The sequence below is a fragment of the Streptomyces sp. YIM S03343 genome (assembly GCF_054729195.1).
In genome coordinates, this window is sequence record NZ_JBPUKX010000001.1 from 1,260,276 (window position 1) to 1,276,828 (window position 16,553).

General features: G+C 70.5%; 21 protein-coding genes and 1 tRNA gene. 5 read left to right on the forward strand and 17 right to left on the reverse strand.

Annotation, left to right across the window (positions count from 1 at the left end; translation table 11 throughout):
* Positions 1-48 precede the first annotated feature (48 nt).
* The 9 genes from ACSYGN_RS05640 to ACSYGN_RS05680 form a co-directional block, all read right to left on the reverse strand.
* Positions 49-834, reverse strand: a complete 786-nt coding sequence (locus tag ACSYGN_RS05640; RefSeq protein ID WP_460392457.1) for a Rad52/Rad22 family DNA repair protein — start codon at positions 832-834, stop codon at positions 49-51.
* Positions 831-1,025: a hypothetical protein gene (locus ACSYGN_RS05645; RefSeq protein ID WP_460392459.1), complete on the reverse strand. Its 195-nt coding sequence runs from the start codon at positions 1,023-1,025 to the stop codon at positions 831-833. Before ACSYGN_RS05645 ends, ACSYGN_RS05640 begins: the two co-directional genes overlap by 4 nt.
* Positions 1,022-1,384, reverse strand: coding sequence for a hypothetical protein (locus ACSYGN_RS05650; protein ID WP_460392461.1), 363 nt, complete (start codon positions 1,382-1,384; stop codon positions 1,022-1,024). The genes ACSYGN_RS05645 and ACSYGN_RS05650 overlap by 4 nt, the downstream gene beginning before the upstream one ends.
* A complete protein-coding gene (locus ACSYGN_RS05655) occupies positions 1,381-2,163 on the reverse strand; it encodes a hypothetical protein (RefSeq protein WP_460392463.1) in 783 nt (260 codons plus the stop codon). The genes ACSYGN_RS05650 and ACSYGN_RS05655 overlap by 4 nt, the downstream gene beginning before the upstream one ends.
* Positions 2,160-2,528, reverse strand: coding sequence for a hypothetical protein (locus ACSYGN_RS05660; RefSeq protein ID WP_460392465.1), 369 nt, complete (start codon positions 2,526-2,528; stop codon positions 2,160-2,162). The genes ACSYGN_RS05655 and ACSYGN_RS05660 overlap by 4 nt, the downstream gene beginning before the upstream one ends.
* Positions 2,525-3,181, reverse strand: coding sequence for a hypothetical protein (locus ACSYGN_RS05665; RefSeq protein ID WP_460392467.1), 657 nt, complete (start codon positions 3,179-3,181; stop codon positions 2,525-2,527). The genes ACSYGN_RS05660 and ACSYGN_RS05665 overlap by 4 nt, the downstream gene beginning before the upstream one ends.
* A gap of 224 nt (positions 3,182-3,405) precedes the next feature.
* Complete coding sequence (locus tag ACSYGN_RS05670) at positions 3,406-3,765, reverse strand: hypothetical protein (RefSeq protein WP_460392469.1); 360 nt, start codon at positions 3,763-3,765, stop codon at positions 3,406-3,408.
* A gap of 91 nt (positions 3,766-3,856) precedes the next feature.
* A complete protein-coding gene (locus ACSYGN_RS05675; protein ID WP_460392471.1) occupies positions 3,857-4,030 on the reverse strand; it encodes a hypothetical protein in 174 nt (57 codons plus the stop codon).
* Entirely contained in the window at positions 4,027-4,305 is a 279-nt protein-coding gene (locus ACSYGN_RS05680) for a helix-turn-helix domain-containing protein (RefSeq protein ID WP_460392473.1), read from the reverse strand. The genes ACSYGN_RS05675 and ACSYGN_RS05680 overlap by 4 nt, the downstream gene beginning before the upstream one ends.
* 192 nt (positions 4,306-4,497) lie before the next feature.
* Between ACSYGN_RS05680 and ACSYGN_RS05685 the strand changes: the two genes are divergently transcribed.
* Both ACSYGN_RS05685 and ACSYGN_RS05690 read left to right on the forward strand, forming a co-directional pair.
* Positions 4,498-4,947 (forward strand): hypothetical protein, encoded by a 450-nt coding sequence (locus ACSYGN_RS05685; protein WP_460392475.1) that lies wholly within the window; start codon positions 4,498-4,500, stop codon positions 4,945-4,947.
* A gap of 46 nt (positions 4,948-4,993) precedes the next feature.
* Positions 4,994-5,509 carry a hypothetical protein gene (locus ACSYGN_RS05690; RefSeq protein WP_460392477.1) on the forward strand — a complete coding sequence of 172 codons (516 nt, stop codon included), beginning with the start codon at positions 4,994-4,996 and terminating at the stop codon, positions 5,507-5,509.
* On the opposite strand, the gene ACSYGN_RS05695 is transcribed toward ACSYGN_RS05690, so the two are convergent.
* From ACSYGN_RS05695 to ACSYGN_RS05710, 4 genes are all read right to left on the reverse strand, one after another.
* The gene (locus ACSYGN_RS05695) at positions 5,436-7,073 is read right to left on the reverse strand and encodes a recombinase family protein (protein WP_460392479.1); all 1,638 of its coding nucleotides are present in this window, start codon (positions 7,071-7,073) and stop codon (positions 5,436-5,438) included. The genes ACSYGN_RS05690 and ACSYGN_RS05695 overlap by 74 nt on opposite strands.
* 159 nt (positions 7,074-7,232) lie before the next feature.
* A complete protein-coding gene (locus ACSYGN_RS05700) occupies positions 7,233-7,751 on the reverse strand; it encodes a hypothetical protein (RefSeq protein WP_460392481.1) in 519 nt (172 codons plus the stop codon).
* Positions 7,752-7,840: 89 nt separating this feature from the next.
* Positions 7,841-7,914 (reverse strand) — tRNA-Pro (locus ACSYGN_RS05705).
* A gap of 45 nt (positions 7,915-7,959) precedes the next feature.
* Positions 7,960-9,399 carry an MFS transporter gene (locus tag ACSYGN_RS05710; protein WP_460392483.1) on the reverse strand — a complete coding sequence of 480 codons (1,440 nt, stop codon included), beginning with the start codon at positions 9,397-9,399 and terminating at the stop codon, positions 7,960-7,962.
* 233 nt (positions 9,400-9,632) lie between these two features.
* On the opposite strand from ACSYGN_RS05710, the gene ACSYGN_RS05715 reads away from it, so the two are divergent.
* Positions 9,633-10,238: a TetR/AcrR family transcriptional regulator gene (locus ACSYGN_RS05715; RefSeq protein WP_460392485.1), complete on the forward strand. Its 606-nt coding sequence runs from the start codon at positions 9,633-9,635 to the stop codon at positions 10,236-10,238.
* A 44-nt stretch (positions 10,239-10,282) separates the two neighbouring features.
* On the opposite strand, the gene ACSYGN_RS05720 is transcribed toward ACSYGN_RS05715, so the two are convergent.
* On the reverse strand, positions 10,283-10,816 hold the full coding sequence (locus ACSYGN_RS05720) for a hypothetical protein (RefSeq protein WP_460392487.1): 534 nt from the start codon (positions 10,814-10,816) through the stop codon (positions 10,283-10,285).
* A 240-nt stretch (positions 10,817-11,056) separates the two neighbouring features.
* Positions 11,057-12,094, reverse strand: a complete 1,038-nt coding sequence (locus tag ACSYGN_RS05725; RefSeq protein WP_460392489.1) for a LacI family DNA-binding transcriptional regulator — start codon at positions 12,092-12,094, stop codon at positions 11,057-11,059.
* 257 nt (positions 12,095-12,351) lie between these two features.
* Here ACSYGN_RS05725 and ACSYGN_RS05730 point away from each other — a divergent pair, with 257 nt between their 5' ends.
* Positions 12,352-13,512, forward strand: coding sequence for a Gfo/Idh/MocA family protein (locus tag ACSYGN_RS05730; RefSeq protein ID WP_460392491.1), 1,161 nt, complete (start codon positions 12,352-12,354; stop codon positions 13,510-13,512).
* Between the two features lie 124 nt (positions 13,513-13,636).
* Positions 13,637-14,641, forward strand: a complete 1,005-nt coding sequence (locus ACSYGN_RS05735; protein WP_460392493.1) for a Gfo/Idh/MocA family protein — start codon at positions 13,637-13,639, stop codon at positions 14,639-14,641.
* A gap of 62 nt (positions 14,642-14,703) precedes the next feature.
* On the opposite strand, the gene ACSYGN_RS05740 is transcribed toward ACSYGN_RS05735, so the two are convergent.
* Together ACSYGN_RS05740 and ACSYGN_RS05745 are read right to left on the reverse strand one after the other, a co-directional pair.
* Positions 14,704-15,309, reverse strand: coding sequence for a GPP34 family phosphoprotein (locus ACSYGN_RS05740; RefSeq protein WP_460392495.1), 606 nt, complete (start codon positions 15,307-15,309; stop codon positions 14,704-14,706).
* Positions 15,310-15,649: 340 nt separating this feature from the next.
* Positions 15,650-16,552 carry a sugar phosphate isomerase/epimerase family protein gene (locus ACSYGN_RS05745; RefSeq protein WP_460392498.1) on the reverse strand — a complete coding sequence of 301 codons (903 nt, stop codon included), beginning with the start codon at positions 16,550-16,552 and terminating at the stop codon, positions 15,650-15,652.
* Position 16,553 lies beyond the last annotated feature (1 nt).

Genomic DNA, 16,553 nt, shown 5'->3' on the forward strand with positions numbered 1-16,553 from the left:
GCCGCCTGCCTGCTTCCGACGGGCAGGCGGCCCCGTGTGGGCGGTGGGTCAGGCGGCGGCGTTGCCGCGCATCAGGTCGGTCGCCTCGCGGAACTCAGCGGCCGTGCCCTGCTCGATCGAGTGGCCGAACGTGGACTCGAACTGGGCGGCGAGTCCGGCGTCGAAGTCGATGGCGTGGGCGGCGGACTTCATCTCGTCGAGGGCGGCCTGCCGCTCGTCGACCCGGCTGTCCTGTGCACCGTTGGGCGCCTCAGCAGGGGGCGTCGCGGTCGGCTCCGGAACGGCGGCCGGGGTGGGCGCGGTCGGCTCCGGCTGGACCTGCGGGTCCTGGTCCAGTGGTGGCGCCTCGCTGCTGTCGGCCTCCTTCGGCGGGTGCGCAGCCGACCACTGCACCACCGGCGCCGGGGAACCGTTGTTGTAGAGAGACAGCCCGAACTGGTCGCCCAAGTTGACGGCGCACCGCTTCATCGCCTGCGACAGCGCCGTCTTCATCGCCATGTCGTGGGCGTCACCGAGACTCGGCTGGTTCACCGAGTCGCCCGCCGCACCGTCCTCCCAGTGCGACAGCTCGGCGCCGTCCTGGCCGTAGACGGTGAGACGAACCTGCGCCCGGTAGACGACGGTCCAGCGGGAGCGGTCGCCGTTCTTCGTCTCGCGCTCGGTGACGAGGTCGAGGGAGAGGGTGTCGATGGAGTAGCCGCCGAAGCCGAACACGCGGGTGAGCTGGCGGCGGATGTCCCAGGCTTCCATGTGGGCCATGCCGCGAACCTGGCCGACGCGGCGGGGGTTGACGGGGGCGAGGAGGGTCTTGAGCTGGTAGTCGGTGAGGCTCATGAGCGTGCCTTTCGGGTGGTGCTGGGTGTGGATGCGATGCCGATCAGGCCGATGCCGGCCGCAGCGATGTAGCCGGGGGCGTCGGCCAGGGGCCCGCTGAACACGCGGTGGGAGGTCTCAGCAGCGGTGAGGGCGAGGCCGGTGACGGCCGTCCAGCGGACGACCGCCACCACCGGCCGGGGGACGGTCACGACCCGCCCTCGGTGACGTCGACCCAGTCCGCGGACCACTGGTCGAGGTCGTAGTAGTAGAGGTTCGAACCGCTGTCGCCGGGCCACATCCAGCCGATCGCCACCGGCTTCCCGCTGTCGGGGTGGGAGCGAATGTCGAAGCACTCGAACGTCCAGGCACCGAACGCGTACGTCCGGCCCTTCCGGAAGCCGCCCGCCGTGGGCTCAGCGAGGACATGCGCGGTGCTGGTGAGGACGGCGAGGATGTCCCGCCGGACCAGGCAGCCCACACAGCCCTCGTCGCAGCGGGCGTGGATCGCGGCGGCAGCCTCGGCAGCGCCCTGGAGGACGTCGGCGGCGATCAGGTGGCGGGCGTTCACGCGGCCACCTGCTTCCGGGCGTACGCGGTCAGACGGCAGTGGATTCCCCACCAGGTCACATGCCGGGGTGCAACCGACACCTCGGCCCACTCGGCGTCCAGCAGCTCGTAGAAGCCGTCGTCCGCCGTGCAGCCGCCCCAGCCCTCACCCGCGTAGATCAGCAGGTCGCCCTCGTACAGCGACAGCGCGTGCCGGGCGTGCTCGCCCCCGTAGGGCGGCCACACCATCAGCAGTGCACGGTCCTGGTGGTGCTTCACCGCCGTGGCGTCGTCCGGCAGGACGGTCGTGTACGGGCCCGCCTTGCAGTACCTGTTGTCGTCAGCGGGCGGGTTTGGGTCGTACGCGGCGACGTCGACCCCGGCCTGCTCCAACTGCCATGCCCAGTAGCCGGTTCCGGCGCCGATCTCGACGACCGCCCGCCCGCCGAGCTGCTCCGTCATCCACGTCACGTCGGCGGGCGAGACGATCGACCAGGCGTAGTGCTTGGCCAGGTGGTCGCGGCTGGCGCCGATCTGCTCCAGTTCCCCGGCCGTCGCCTTGCCGAAGGCGCTGAAGGCGTAGGTGGGCTGCAGCACGGTGTCGTCGTGCAAGTACGGTTCGGCGGGCATCCAGCGGACGGCGTCCCACATCGGGTTGCTGACACCGTCCGGGACGGCCTGGTCCTGGCTGCTGGCGGCGATCGGCTGGAAGGGGCTGGCGTTGCTGCTGAAGCGGCGGCGGCCTGCGCCGGGCTCCTGCCAGGCGGCCTGGAGCCGCTCGACGATGCGGTCGGTGCTCACGATGCCCTCCGGTCCTGCTGGCCGGGCACCGGGCGCGGAGTGGCGATCTCCGCCGCCGCGTCCCGCAACTGCCGCACGCCGTCCCCGTACAGCTCGATCACCGGCTCACCCACGAACTCCCGCAGGTAGGCGTCCATCCGCTCGTCGAACTCGTGACGGGCGTGGGAGTCCCGGCCCTGGTGCTGCGCCGAGATGGCGAGGGCGTGCATGTCGGCGAACTCGGTGCCGATGTCCTCCGGGTTGTTGTCCGCCGCCTCGAACACGGCCAGCAGCAGCGCGCTGAGATGGCGCCTGATGTCCAGCTCGGCGCCGTTCTCGGTCACGGCCACGGTGAACGGGACCGGCCCGTCAATGCGGTACTTCATCGCTGTGCGCCCTTCTGAGGAGCGGCGGAAGAGGGGTTGGGGGCCAGGGCGACCTGGTGGCACTCGGCGTCCCGGACGTGGTCACAGGAGCCACAGATCAGCCGCCAGCCGTCACGCGGGCTGAAGGGGTGGGCCTCCAGGCAGCGGCCCGGGTCGTCCTCGCGGAGGGCCTGCGCCTCAGCCGCCATGCGCGCCTGGAACAAGCACACCGAGCACGACTCGCCGTACGTGTAGCCAGCACCGCACTCCTGGCAGGTCTGGATCGCCGCGGGCTTCAACGCCTCCAACTCGGCGACCCTGTCCCGCTGCGTCCGCAGCGCCTCGGCCGCGTCCGACAGGGCCTCGTTCGTCGTGTGCCGCTCGGCCTCCAACTCGGCCACCCGGGCCCGGAACTTGGCAACCATGTCCAGGCACCAGCTCAAATCACCGTGAGCGCGGAGAATCAACTCCAGATCCGCAGGCTGCACGTTCACGAACTGCCCGACGGTGCGCTGGTAGCCGTCGACACGCGTACGCACCGTGCCCGGAGCCAGCCCCATCTCGGTGGCCGGGGCGACGTACCAACCGCCGCCCTGCGCCTGGTCCACACGGGCACGAATCCCGGCGACCTCCCGGTCCACCAGCTCAGGGACGTCGGTCCAATGAGCCCCCATCGGGAGGGCGGCAACAGACGGCACGAACCCGCGGCAGTCGCACAGGCCCACCGGCCCCGCCGAACCGTCCGCCCGCCGCCCCTGCGGCATGGGCGCCCAGCACGCGGTACCCCCGTCGTGGAGCTCCCCGCACGCGATGTCCGCGTCGTGATGCGACGCACCGTCATGCCCACACGAGCCACACACCGCGTCAGCCACCGGAAGCGGCCTCGACACCGGGGCGCTCACGCCGCCACCCCCGACGTGCCCGAAGCCACCACGTCCATCGCGAACACACGCACCAGGGCGCCGAACTTCGGAACCTCGAAGAACAACTCCAAGTCCCGACCGATCCACCGCGAGTCCACCGCCGACGGGTCCGCGCCGAGCGCCACCCGCCACGCCTCAACCTCGACCAGCGAACCGGCGTGGATGCTCACCTCGCCCGGGTAGCTCCTGCTGAACGTCAGGTTCACCCCGGCCATCTGCGGGAACGCCTCCGCGAGCAGCGTCGCCGCAAGCAGCGCCTGCGCCTGCGTCCCCAGGGTTCTCGGGGCGGGCTCGATGTCGGGCAGTTGGATGGGGCGGGTAATCTGCTGGGTCATGGCGACCTCTGCTTTCTGTGGTTGAAGGGGTTGCCGAAAGTCGTTGGCTCGCCGGGCCGGGAAGTCGGGCGGGCCATCGGCGTATCTGGGGTCAGGCCGCGGCAGATGCCGGCTGGGCCTTTCGCACCGTGCCGCCGGGGTTGGTCATGATTCGGCGGAGCCTGGCGACCAATTCCGGGGTCGGGTCCGGTGCGGCGGCGACGAGGGTGTGGATGTGGGCGATGACGTCGTCGCCGAGGAGGGCTCGGCGCTCTTCGCGGGTCATGCGGCGGCCTCGACGGGGACGCGCTTGATGACGGTGCGGAGGTCGAGGCTGTAGGTCTCGGCGAGCCGCATGGCCGAGTTCAGGTCGGGCTGTGTCTCGCCGCTGAGGTAGCGGTAGACGGACGACTCGGGGATGCCGGTGCGGCGGTAGATCTTGTAGCCGGTGGTGTCGCCGAGTCGGGCGGTCGCTTCGAGGAGCTTGGCGACGTCGAGGCGGAACACGTAGTTACTCCCTTCGGTCTCGTTGTTGCTGCTAGGAGGGGTTTCCTTGCTCACGAGGGAGACTTTACGGGGTTCCTTGCTTGCTCGCAAGGGAGCTTGCGGGTGAGAGCAGAGTAAATTTCCATTCGGACAGACGTTCGATGCGCATGGCGTGCTGCATCGATGCAGGTGAATGGCCGGATGGGGACTCTTGCGAGCAAGGGATTTTCTAGCTACTCCCTATCTAGGGAGGTAAAGTCACGGGACATGACCGATGCGACCCCCACACGCGCGCAGCGATTTCGCGACATCGTTGTGCCAGCCGCCCAACAGGCCGGCTACGTGGGCCACGGCGCCAAAGCCAAGTTCGCGCGAGACACCGGCATGACCGAGAGCAGCGTCACCCGACTTTGGCAAGGAACCGCCCTACCCGATGCCCGCTTCTACAGCGCCATCAGCGCAGCAATCGGCGTCAACCTGGGCATCCTCCTCGTCGAAGGAGGAATCATTTCCCCCGAATCCCTTCAGTCACTGTCCGAAACCGGCCAGTCGCCGGTAGGCTCTAGCTTCACTCCGGAAGAAGCGGCCGACCGGCTGGGAATCAGGGACAAAGTAGGGCGCGAGCTCTTCTACGCGACGATCGAGCGCCTCAAACGCCTCGAAAACGAAGCCCCCGACCAGCAAGCCGACCACGGAGGAACGGCAGCGCACATGTGATGCGGGGGTACGAATGGACCTGGTCGGCGGCACGCGAACCACATCGGTGGCAGGCGCAGCAGTACTCCTCGCCGGACTGTCCGTCATCACCTACGGCGTCATCACCGACGACATATCCCGCTCCGTCAGCGGCGCCTGCCTCACCATGCCGGCCCTCACCCTCATCGCACTCGTCATGGTCCGCCGCTGGGTGTCCGACACGCGTGACGAACGGCGCGTCCTGGCTGATGCGCGGCTCGCCGCGGAGCAGGAACGGTTCCGCTACGTGGCAGGCCAAGCGGCGCAGGAGACCGAGCAGGGCCGTATGAGCCAGGCGCAGGCGGCCGAGCGGGCGCGGTTGACCGCCCAGCTGAAGAGGGAACGCGCAGCGATGCAGGCTGAGTTCGAGGAGCAGCGCGCCAGCCTGATCTCGGAGACCATGGAAGCCACAGTGCTGATGTTCCACGACGGAAAGTTCACCCCCGACATGCTGCCGCGCGGGCGGGTCATCAGGTTCCCGAAGCAGGACCCTGCTGCGGGGCAGCCGGAGCGGTCCCGGGCGCATGGAGTGGTCGGTCCCTGAACCCCGGCGTCCCGGCGAACGACAGCGAGATCCGGTCCGGGTCCAGCCGCCTCGGCCCTTTCAGCTTCGCCTTGCGGACCCTCACGGTGACGACACCCCGTATCACTTCCCGCTTCTGTTCCAGCGTCAGCCCCGGCAGCCCCGGGTCCCTCTCAGTCTCGTCGCGGCCGTTCCACACAACGTCAGGGTCCGGCGCGTTGAGGAGCGCCAGCAGCAGCGGGGACACGCCCGTCATGGTCTCAAGGCGCTTCTTCTCGGCGTCCAGCTTCGGCTGGAGACGCTGCTCCATAGCAGCGAACGCGGTGGCGGACAGTCTGAAGCGGCCTGTCTCCTCGTCGAACGTCTCGGACAGGCTTCGGGCTTCGTCGAGTTGCTCCTCGTAGCCGAGGATGCGGCGCTGGATCGCGGTGATCTTGTCCTCCACGTCAGCGTCCTCGGGCACCAGGGCCGCGGTCGCTGTGCTCTTGTCGGCGAACCAGCCGATGACGGCTTCTTCGACGTAGGCGTCGAGCCAGTCCTCGCGGATCACCACGTCCTTACGCTCACGGCACCTCAAGTGGAAGCGGTCCGCCTTGAGAACGACCGGATCGAGGAGCGCATGATCGCCGCACTCGCCGCACATGGCGATGAGGGACAGCAGATGCCGCGGGCCGCTCCCCCGCCCCATGCGCCGTTGCGGGTCCGTGAGTTTGGCCGTGACCCGATTGAACAAGGCCCGCCCCGCCGGCGTCTCCAAGCCCTTGATCGCAGGCCATGCAGCGGGAGTCCAGTCCCCGAGATTCTTCCGCTCCCCGAGGTAAGCGCGGTTGAGGAGCATGAGCCGGACCGTCTGGGTCCGCCAGAGCCTGCCGTCGAGACGGGCCGACTCCGGCTGGGAATTCAGCCACCGTGTCACAGAGAGGACCGAGCGACCCTCGTCGATGCGACGGAGAGCCTGGTACACGTACTGCCCGGTGACCGGGTGCTCATACTGGCGGACACACCGCAGCTGCCCGTTGACGACCTCGTAGTCCCGCGCGTACCCGAACACGAGCCGTCCATGGGGGTCGCCGGCTGCGCGGGTGCGGGCGGCAGTGCGGAGGTTGCGGGTCTGGATGTCGTCTGCTTCGGCTTCGGCGTCGATGGCGTGCTGGGCGGTGGCCTTGCGGTCGTCGCTGCGGGAGAGGTCGTAGACGGTGCCCTTATAGCAGAGGAGGGCGCCGGAGTTGAGGCAGGCCCGCCGGAGCCTTACGTAGGCTTCAAGGTCGCGGTAGTACCTGCTGGCCTCGTAGGCGACGACAATGCGGGTGACGCTGGGCTGAGCGGGTGCGCCCTCGATGGAGGCGAGGAGGTCTTCGAAGTCGTCGCGCGTCTGCTTGGCGTGGCGGGATGCGGAGAGGCCGAGGTCTTTGAATTCCTCGGTGATGTGCCAGCCGTATTGGCGGCAGAGGGCGCGTCCTGCGACGAGTTGGTCTTCGACGCTGTCGCCTCGTTTGTTGGGGTCACGGGAGGCGCGGCCGTACAGGAGCGCCTCGAAGCGGGTGCCGGGGAAGACGAGATGCAGGTATGACGGGTCGAACGGCATGACCCCGCACTGTATCTGACGGCAGGGGGGTAAGTGAATCTATCGGGGGAGGGAGGCGTCCTCGGCCCGCCACCGCGCGTCGGCCGGGGTACGACGGTCAGGTCAGAGCGTTGATCGATCAGCAATCCGGCTGTAGATCACGATCCGCAGCCTGAAGATTCAGCCAGTGACCTTCACGGTCCAATCACACTCACTGACGATCTGAAGCTGACGGCTCCCCGATGTGTGCAGCAACGTGCTGCCCTTGCCGGACGTGTCCATCTTGTTGACGAGCTTGTCGTTCTTGTCGAAAACAATGAAGTTGCCCTTGCCGTCGACGGCGGCCATGGCCTTGGTGCAGTCGAACGTGTAGGACAGTGTCCACTCTCCGCCGACCTTGAACGCGCTCGTGGTCTTGGTGCCGGAACCCGTGAGGGCGAGCACCGTGGTCGGCTTGGCCTTGCTCGTGGCGGCAGTGGCCGCCTTCTGAGACGCCTCCGCCGAAGGCGAAGCCGGTGTGCTTGCAGTCGAGTTGGCCTTGTTCTTGTCGTCGCTCCCGCAGCCGGAGACAGCGGCGACGATCACAACGACGCCGAGCAAGCCGCCGAACCCCCGCTTGAAACGGCCGCCCTTCTTCTCGGTCGGCTGCTGCCGGCCAGTCTCCGGTCCATCGTTCGAATAAGGGTTGGGCACCCTCATCCCCCCTGATCATCTGCAACTGTGAAACCAAACACGAAGGCCGCCTCTGCCACTTGGCAGAAACGGCCTTCGACCTGTGCTCATGCAAGTCGGGACGACAGGATTTGAACCTGCGACCCCTTGACCCCCAGTCAAGTGCGCTACCAAGCTGCGCCACGTCCCGACGCGGTGTGCACGGTGGTGTGCCGTGTGATCGCGTACGTAGACCCTACCGTACGCGTACGGGTGTTTCCGTCCTGCTGTCCGCGGCGGCGCCGGAGCCCGTGACGGCCGTCAGGGCGGTGCGGCGGGCCGGGACGAGGAGGGCGGCCAGGGCCGCGCCCAGGCAGAGGACGGCGAGCAGGGCGAAGCCGTGGGTGTAGCCGGCGTCGTAGGGCAGGCCCGAGGGCTGGAGGCGGCCGGTCACCAGGACGCCGGTCACCGCGGCACCTATGGAGCCGCCGATGGTGCGGATGTTGGCGTTCATGCCGGTCGCGGCGCCGGTCTGCTCGGGCGGGACGGCGCCCACGATCAGGTTGGCCATCGAGGCGAACGCCAGGCCGATACCGAGGCCGAACACGCCCGCCACCACGGCGATCTGCCACTGCGCGTCGTGCCACAGGGCGAGGAAGCCGAGGGCCAGCGCGCCGAGCGCGGCGCCCGTGGTGAGCAGGGGCTTGGCGCCCAGGGCGGGTTCGAGACGGCCGCTGACCACGCCGGAGAGGAACATCGCCACCAGCATCGGGAGCATCAGCAGACCGGACTGGGTGACGCTGGCGCCGAAGCCGTAGCCGGCGGCGGCCGGTGTCTGGACGAAGCCGGGCAGGAAGGACCAGATCGCATACATGCCCGCGCCGAACAGCAGCGCGGCGGCGTTGGTCGTCCACACCACGGGCAGCCGCATGACACGCAGGTCGATCAGCGGGGAGCGGGAGCGGGACTCACCGGCGATCCACACCGCGAACAGCACGGCGGCGGCCACGAACAGCCCGAGCACCCGGGCGGACCCCCAACCCCATCGTCCGGCCTCGCTGAGCGGCAGCAGCAGCGCCACCAGCCAGCCGGACAGCAGTACGGCGCCGAGCCAACTGACCTTGCCCTCAGCCCGGTTGGGCGACTCTGGGACATAGCGCAGCGCGATGAGGACGGTCACGGCGACGACCCCGACCGGGATCCAGAACAGCCAGCGGTAGTCGAGCGCGCTGACGATGGGACCGGCGGCGACCATGCCGACGCCACCGCCGGCGGCGATCACGGCGGACAGGTTGCTGATGCTGCCGCTCACCTCGGACGGGGCGAACTCGTCGCGGATGATGCCGAAGGACAGCGGGAACAGGGCACCGCCGGCGCCCTGTACGACCCGGGCGACGATCAGCACGCCGATGTTCGGCGCAAGCGCGGCGACGAGGCAGCCGGCCAGGACGGCGAGGAGCACGGCCACGAGGGTGCGCTTGCGGCCGATCAGGTCGCCGACCCTGCCGAGGATCGGCGTGAAGACCGAGGCGGACAGCAGATACGCCGTCATCACCCAGGTCACGGTGGACTGGGAGGTCGCCATCGCGTGCTGGACGGTCGGCAGAGCCGGCGCGATCAGCGATTGCAGCATGGCGAACACGCCCGCACCGGTCGCGAGGACCGCGAAGGTGAGGCGGGTGGACTTCCGGGGCATGGAGGAGCCTCTCCGAATCTGAGCGCGGAGGGAGAACGGGAGAACGCAGAGGGAGAATGTGAGAAAGGACTGAGGTCAGCGGCGGGGGAGGGTCTGCGGAGAGACCTGTGGACAGGCCTGCGGACACGTCTGCCCGTGGCGTATCGACCTCACGCTGATAAAGTGGAGGTACCCCTCCACTGTAGCGGAGGAGTACCTCCGGTTCAACCCCGTACCATCCCGGGAGGCACCCAGTGACGGCCCAGACGTTCCCCGTCGCCGAGATCGCCGCGGCCCGGCGCCCCCATCGCAAGGACGCCGCCCGCAACTACGACGCCCTCCTCGACGCCGCCCGCGAGGCCTTCGCGGAGCACGGTGCGGAGGCGTCGCTGGAGGACATCGCCCGCCGCGCGGGCGTCGGCATCGGCACGCTCTACCGCAACTTCCCGACCCGCCGCGATCTCTTCGAGAGCGTCTACGCGGACGAGGTCAACGCACTGTGCCGGGTGGCTGTCGAGGTCGCGGTGCTGGAGCCGTGGGAGGCGCTGACGGCGTGGCTGCGCCGGTTCAGCGACTACATGGTCACCAAGCGCGCCGTGCGCGAGGCCCTCGACGACTCGTCGGACATCTTCCAGGCGTGCCGGGAGTCGATGTACGCCGCCGGCGGCCCGCTGTTCGAGCGGGCGCAGGAGGCCGGTGAGGCCCGCGAGGACATGGACTTCGGCGATCTGGTGCGCATGGTCGCCGGGATCACCGCGACGGTCTTCGAGGACGACGCCCAGCGCGACCGCGTCCTGAACATCGCCCTCGACGGGGTGCGTGCCCCGCAGTGGAGCGCACCGGGGCCGCTGCTCACCTGACACCGTCAGCCGCGGCGCACTCGACGCCGGTCACCTGACGCCGCTCACTTGATGAGCGCGTTCACCACCACGACGACCACCCCGAGCAGCGCGTCCACGACCCCGATCAGTCCGGCGGCCACCCAGCCGCGCCCGGACCAGCGGGCGGTGATCACACCGAGCCCGAACAGCAGCACGATGTTCATCACGAACGCCGGGTACTCCACCCCGCTCGCGGACCACCAGCCCCAGTACGCCCCGGCCAGCACCAGCACCGTCGGCAGCACGGCGGCCACCAGCGGCCACTCGTCGGCCATGGCGCGCAGCACGTCCCAGCGGCGGTGCGGTCCGCGCTCGGCGATGTAGTGGGCGTAGCCGTGTGCGAGGGCCGAGGCCATGGCCGTGACCAGCACCCATACGGCGTCGTAGCCGCGGCGGGCCGGTGAGGTGTAGCCGTACTGGCTGAGCGCCGCGATCATCGAGCTGGCCAGGACGGCGCCGTAGACCCCGCCGAACAGGATCAACTCGCGTGTGTCGTGCGGGTGCCGCGGGGGGACGGCCGCCGGGCGCTCCACCGGGCGCCCGTGATCATCCGTCATGGGGCCACGATCACCCGGGGCGGGCGGTGCCGCCAGCCAGGGTCGGCCGTTATGTCTGGGCCTGTCCGGCGGATCAAGTCGGAGTAAACCCGACGGCACCGTCAATCCGGGCGAGCGGGGGCTGGTGCGTGCAGCTGCAAGGCGGAGGAGAGAGTCGATGCGGAGCATCGGCGACCGACGACAACGCCGCAGATGTGCGTGCCGGCCCCCGCATCTCCGGCATGATCCGCCGGACTGGCCCTAGGGTGGCGGTGCCGTCGTCCCGCGGATCTCCAGGGTCGGTACCGCCAGTCGTACCTGCCCCGCTCCCCCGGGCGCTTCGAGGCGGTCGAGGAGGCAGCGGGCGGCGCGGCGCCCGACCTCGTGTCCCGCTGCGTCGACGGTGGTCAGCCACACGTGCCGCAGCCTGGAGATGCTGGTGTTGTCGTACCCGGCGACCGACACGTCGTAGGGCACCCTCAGGCCCAGTTCCTCGGCCGCCGACAGGGCGCCGACGCCGGCGATGTCGTTGACGGCGAACAGCGCCGTGGGCCGGTCGGGGCGGCTGAGCAGCCGTACGGTGGCGCGGTAGCCGCCCTCCTCGGTCATGTCGCTGGGCTCGGCCTGCGCCCCGGCGGCCAGCCCGTGCGCGCGCATCGTCGCCTCGAAGCTGCGGCGGCGCAGCTCGCCGACGGCGCCGTAGCCCGCGATGTGCGCGATACGGCGGTGGCCGAGCCCGATGAGGTGCTCGGTGACCAGGCGGGCGCCGTGCTCGTCGTCGCCTGCGACGGTGTCCACACCGGGCGGCGCGGGCTCCCTGGCCCCGGCGACGACGACCGGGATGCGTTCGGCGACGGCACCGAGGGCGGCAGGGTCGGGCAGGGTGCCGACCACGACGAGGCCATCGGCCCGGAGGTCCAGGAAGGGGCCGGTGAGGTCGTGGCCGATGCGGCGGTTGAGGCGGGCGTCGGCGAGCAGCATGTGCAGGCCGTTGTCGTGCAGCAGGGAGTTCAGTCCGTCGAGGAGTTCGACGAACCAGGGGTTGCGCAGGTCGTTGAGGAGGACGCCGATCATGGGGGTCCCGCCGGCCTGGACGGGGCCGGAAGGTTGCGGGAGGGTGCGCTGCTCGCTGAGGGTGCGGGCGGCCGCGTTGGGCCGGTAGCCGAGCTCCCGGACCGCCCGCAGGACGGCCTCCCGCTTCTCGGCGCGCACCTGGCCGGAGCCGCGCAGCACGAGCGAGACCAGCGACTTGGACACTCCGGCCCGGTCGGCCACGTCACGGATCGTAGGCGGTCTCATGATTGGACCGTTCCATGCGGATCCGGGCTTGTCAACGGAGATCGAGAAGGGGGCGGCCGGAGCCGCCCCACAGACTTGACAGGGAAGGGAACCGCACCCAGGGTGGCCTGGGTGGAAGTTCAGATGGGTAGTGGACCGGTCCAAATCGGCCCGCGATCATTCACAGCCATTCGCAGCGATTTGCAATCTTTTACGACTCTTCGCAACCTTTCACCACCAGTCATGACCATTCCGCACGAGCCGCTGAGGGGCTGTTCATGGTGGAGACACTCGGTGTCGCCGTCGTCGGATTCGGCTGGATGGGCCGGGTGCACACCCAGGCGTACACGCGCGTCGCGCACCACTTCCCCGGGCTGGGCCTGCGGCCGCACCTGGTGACGGTGGCCGAGGAGGTGCCGGGGCGCGCGGAGGAGGCGGCGGAGCGGTACGGGTTCGCGTCCACGACCCGCGACTGGCGCGAGGTGGCCGCCGATCCGCGTGTCCAGGCCGTCAGCATCGCGGCGCCCAACTTCCTGCACCGTGAGATCGGCGTGGCCATGGCCGAGGCGGGCAAGCACATCTGGATCGAGAAGCCGGTGGGTCTGACCGCCGCGGACGCCCGGGCCGTCGCCGACGCGGTCGGCAAGGCGGGTGTGCAGGGCGCGGTCGGCTTCAACTACCGCAACGCGCCCGCCGTCGAAGCCGCCCGCGAGCTGATCGCCTCCGGGGAGATCGGCACGGTCACCCATGTCCGCGTGCGGCTGTTCAGCGACTACGCCGCCCATCCCGAGTCCGCCCTGACCTGGCGGTACGAGCGGGCCCGGGGCGGCAGAGGGGTGCTGGGCGACCTGGCCTCGCACGGCGCCGACCTCGCCCGGTATCTGCTGGGCGACATCGTGTCGCTGGCCGCCGACACCGCGGTCTTCCTGCCGGAGCGGGCGCGTCCGACGGGCGCGACCGCGGGCCACGCCCGGGCCGCCGGCGGCGAGATTGGCCCGGTCGAGAACGAGGACTACGTCGGCTGTCTGCTGCGGTTCGCCTCCGGCGCGCGGGGCGTCCTGGAGGCGTGCCGGGTGTCGGTCGGCGAGCAGAACAACTACGGCTTCGAGGTGCACGGCACCAGGGGCGCGGTGCTCTGGGACTTCCGCCGGATGGGCGAGCTGGGCGTCAGCCGCGGCACGGCGTACCAGGACCAGCCCGTCAGCACGGTGTACGTCGGGCCCGGCGCCGGCGAGTACGCCGCGTTCCAGCCGGGCGCGGCCAACGCCATGGGCTACGACGATCTCAAGGTGATCGAGGCGTACCGCTTCCTGCGTTCCGTCGCCGAGGGCACCCCGTACGGGGCCACGCTCGCGGACGCCGTGAACGCGGCCGCCGTCCTGGACGCGATGGCACGGTCCGCCGAGAGCGGGACGTGGGTCCGACCGGAGGGGACGTGACGGCCGAGCCGTAAGACGCCGCACCACACACGTCGCACCACACAGCACCAGCACCAGCACCAGCACCAGCACCAGCACCACACCGAACTGCAACGCACTGCACCGCACCAAGGAGCCGCATCCCATGCGTATCGGAATCCTCGGCCTCGGCCGTATCGGCGCCGTCCACGCCGAGACCCTGTCCGGACTGGACGTCGTCGAGTCCCTCGTCGTGGCCGACCCGTTCGCGGACGCGGCCAAGGCCGCCGCGGAGCGGTTCGGCGCCGAGATCGCGGACTCACCGGAGGGGGTACTGGCCGCAGGGGTGGACGCCCTCGTCATCGGTGCGGCCACGGACGCCCATCCGGCCCTGATCCTGGCCGGTGTGGAGGCGGGGATCCCCGTCTTCTGCGAGAAGCCCGTAGCACGTGCCATGGCCGAAGGGGTGGCGGTCCTCAAGGCCGTGCAGGGCAGCGACGTGCCGATCCAGATCGGCTACCAGCGCCGTTTCGACGTCGGCTTCGTCGCCGCGCGGGACGCCGTGCTGAGCGGTGAGCTCGGCAAGCTTCACACGGTCCGTGCGACGACCCTGGACCCGGCGCCGCCGCCGGCCGCGTACGTCGCCTCCTCGGGCGGTATCTTCCGGGACTGCTCGGTCCACGACTTCGACATCCTCCGCTGGGTGACCGGGCGCGAGGTGACCGAGGTGTACGCCGTGGGCGGCAACCGGGGCGCCGACTACATCAAGGAGGCGGGCGACGCCGACACCACCGGCGCGATCCTCACGCTGGACGACGGCACGATCGCGGTGGTGTCCAACAGCCGCCACAACGCCCGGGGCTACGACGTCCGCCTGGAGCTGCACGGCTTCACGGACTCCATCGCGGTCGGCCTGGACGACAAGCTGCCGCTGCGCTCGGTGGAGCCGGGTGTGACCTTCCCGGCGGGTACCCCGCACGACTTCTTCATGGACCGCTTCACCGAGGCCTACCGGGCCGAGCTGACGGCGTTCACCGAGGTCGTCGCGGGCACCCGGCCCTCGCCGTGCACGATCGCCGACGCCCTGGAGGCGGGCTGGATCGCGGAGGCGTGCACGTTGTCCCTCCAGGAGCACCGGGCGGTGCCGCTGGCAGAGGTGCGCGGCGCCTGAGCACCTCGACGGTGGCGCTCGACGGGGACGGGACCCTCGGCCCGTCCCCTCCGGCTGTCCGGTCAGGCTCCGCGCCAGACGTTGGAGAAGGCGGCGTCCTCGATGGACTTGCGGTGGCGTACGCCGACGAGTTCGGTGACCGCGTCGTCGACCGCGGCCAGTACGGTGGCCACGGCCTCGTCGGTGACGTCGCGCAGGTCGGCGGCGGGACGGTCGGAGAACCCGGCGGCCGTGGCGAGGGCGGCGAGGACCGGGTCCTCGCAGGCCCAGCGGTGCGTGGCGCGTTCACGGGTGGGTGAGTCGACCAGGGCGGTCTGGCCGGTCCAGGCGGGCAGCCAGCGGCGGCGGCGCAGGGTGAGCAGTCCCTCGGCCTCGAAAGCGTCGCGGTACGCCACCGACAGGCCGCGACCGCGGCGCCACAGCCAGTCCTCCACCGTCTCGTGGGGCACCTGCGGCCTGAGCGACGCGATGGCTTCGGCCAGCATCGCGTCCGGCACCTGGGGCGCAAGGCCCGGCACGATGCGTTCGCCGTCGAGGACGGCGGCCTCGAGGCGCAGGAGGTCGATCAGTTCGGCGCCCGCGAGGGCGAGCGACAGGTCGCCGGGAGCCACGGGCTGGCCCGACGGCACGTCCAGGGCGACGACGAACAGGTCCCTTGGTGTGGTCATCGGCTGCTCCCCTTCGGGCGGCGGGAGCGACAGCGCCCGGCGCGCCCTTCCCTCGCCTCTGCGCGTACGCCGCCGACTGTAGCGCGGCATCCGGGCGAACGCGCCGCTGACCGGCCCGGGGACCAGGACTCGGGACCGCACACGGCCGCTCCGGGCGGCCCGGCGCCGGGTCGACGGCGGGCGGTCGGTGGTCGGTGGTCGGTGGCCGACGGCCGGTGGTCGGTGGCCGACAGCACGGGCAGGACGGACGCGGGGTTCGCGAGCATCCGGGCGGCCTGCCCGGGGACGGGGGCGCGGCGTCGTTGCCGCGCCCGCTCGTTCCGGGTGGTCGCCGGTCCCGTCACGCTCCGCAGGAGCGGAGGAACCTGCGGGTGCGTACCGCGATCGGGAGGGGTTTGTCCGGGGCGCAGGGGTACATGTCCTGCTCCACGATGGCGAACAGGTCCACACCCAGGTTCTGGGCCGCGGTCAGGACCGGGCCGAGGTCCGGGACACCGGTCGGGGGTTCGCACATCACGCCGCGCTGGACCGCGGGGCCGAAGGGGACCTCGTTCTTGACGACCTCCGCGAGGATCTCCGGGTCGACCTGCTTGAGGTGCAGATAGCCGATGCGTTCGCCGTAGGTCTCGATCAGCTTGACGCTGTCGCCGCCGCAGTAGGCGTAGTGCCCGGTGTCGAGGCACAGGCCGACCAGTTCGGGGTCGGTCGAGTCGAGGAAGCGCTCGACGTGGGTCTCGGTGTCGATGTGGGTGTCGGCGTGCGGGTGGACGACGATGTCCAGGCCGTACGTGTCCTGCACCTCGCGGCCGAGCTGCTCCATGCCCTGGCTGAGGTGGGTCCACTGCTCGGTGGTGAGCTCCGGCGGCTCGATGATCTCGGCGGTCTTGTCGTCGCGCCAGAAGGAGGGGATCACCACCAGGTGCCCCGCGCCCATCGCCCTGGTCAGCTCGGCGACCTGGGCGACGTGCTCCCAGGTGGACTCCCAGACCGCCGGGCCGCGGTGCAGACCGGTGAACACGGTGCCCGCGGAGACCCGTAGGCCCCGCTGGCCGATCTCGTCGGTCAGCCGGGCGGGGTCGGTCGGCAGATAGCCGTAGGGGCCCAGCTCGATCCAGGAGTAGCCGGCCTCGGCGACCTCGTCGAGGAAGCGTTCCCAGGGCACCTGCTGCGGGTCGTCGGGGAACCAGACTCCCCAGGAGTCTGGGGCCGAGCCGACCCGGATGCGGTCCAGGGCAGGGAGCATG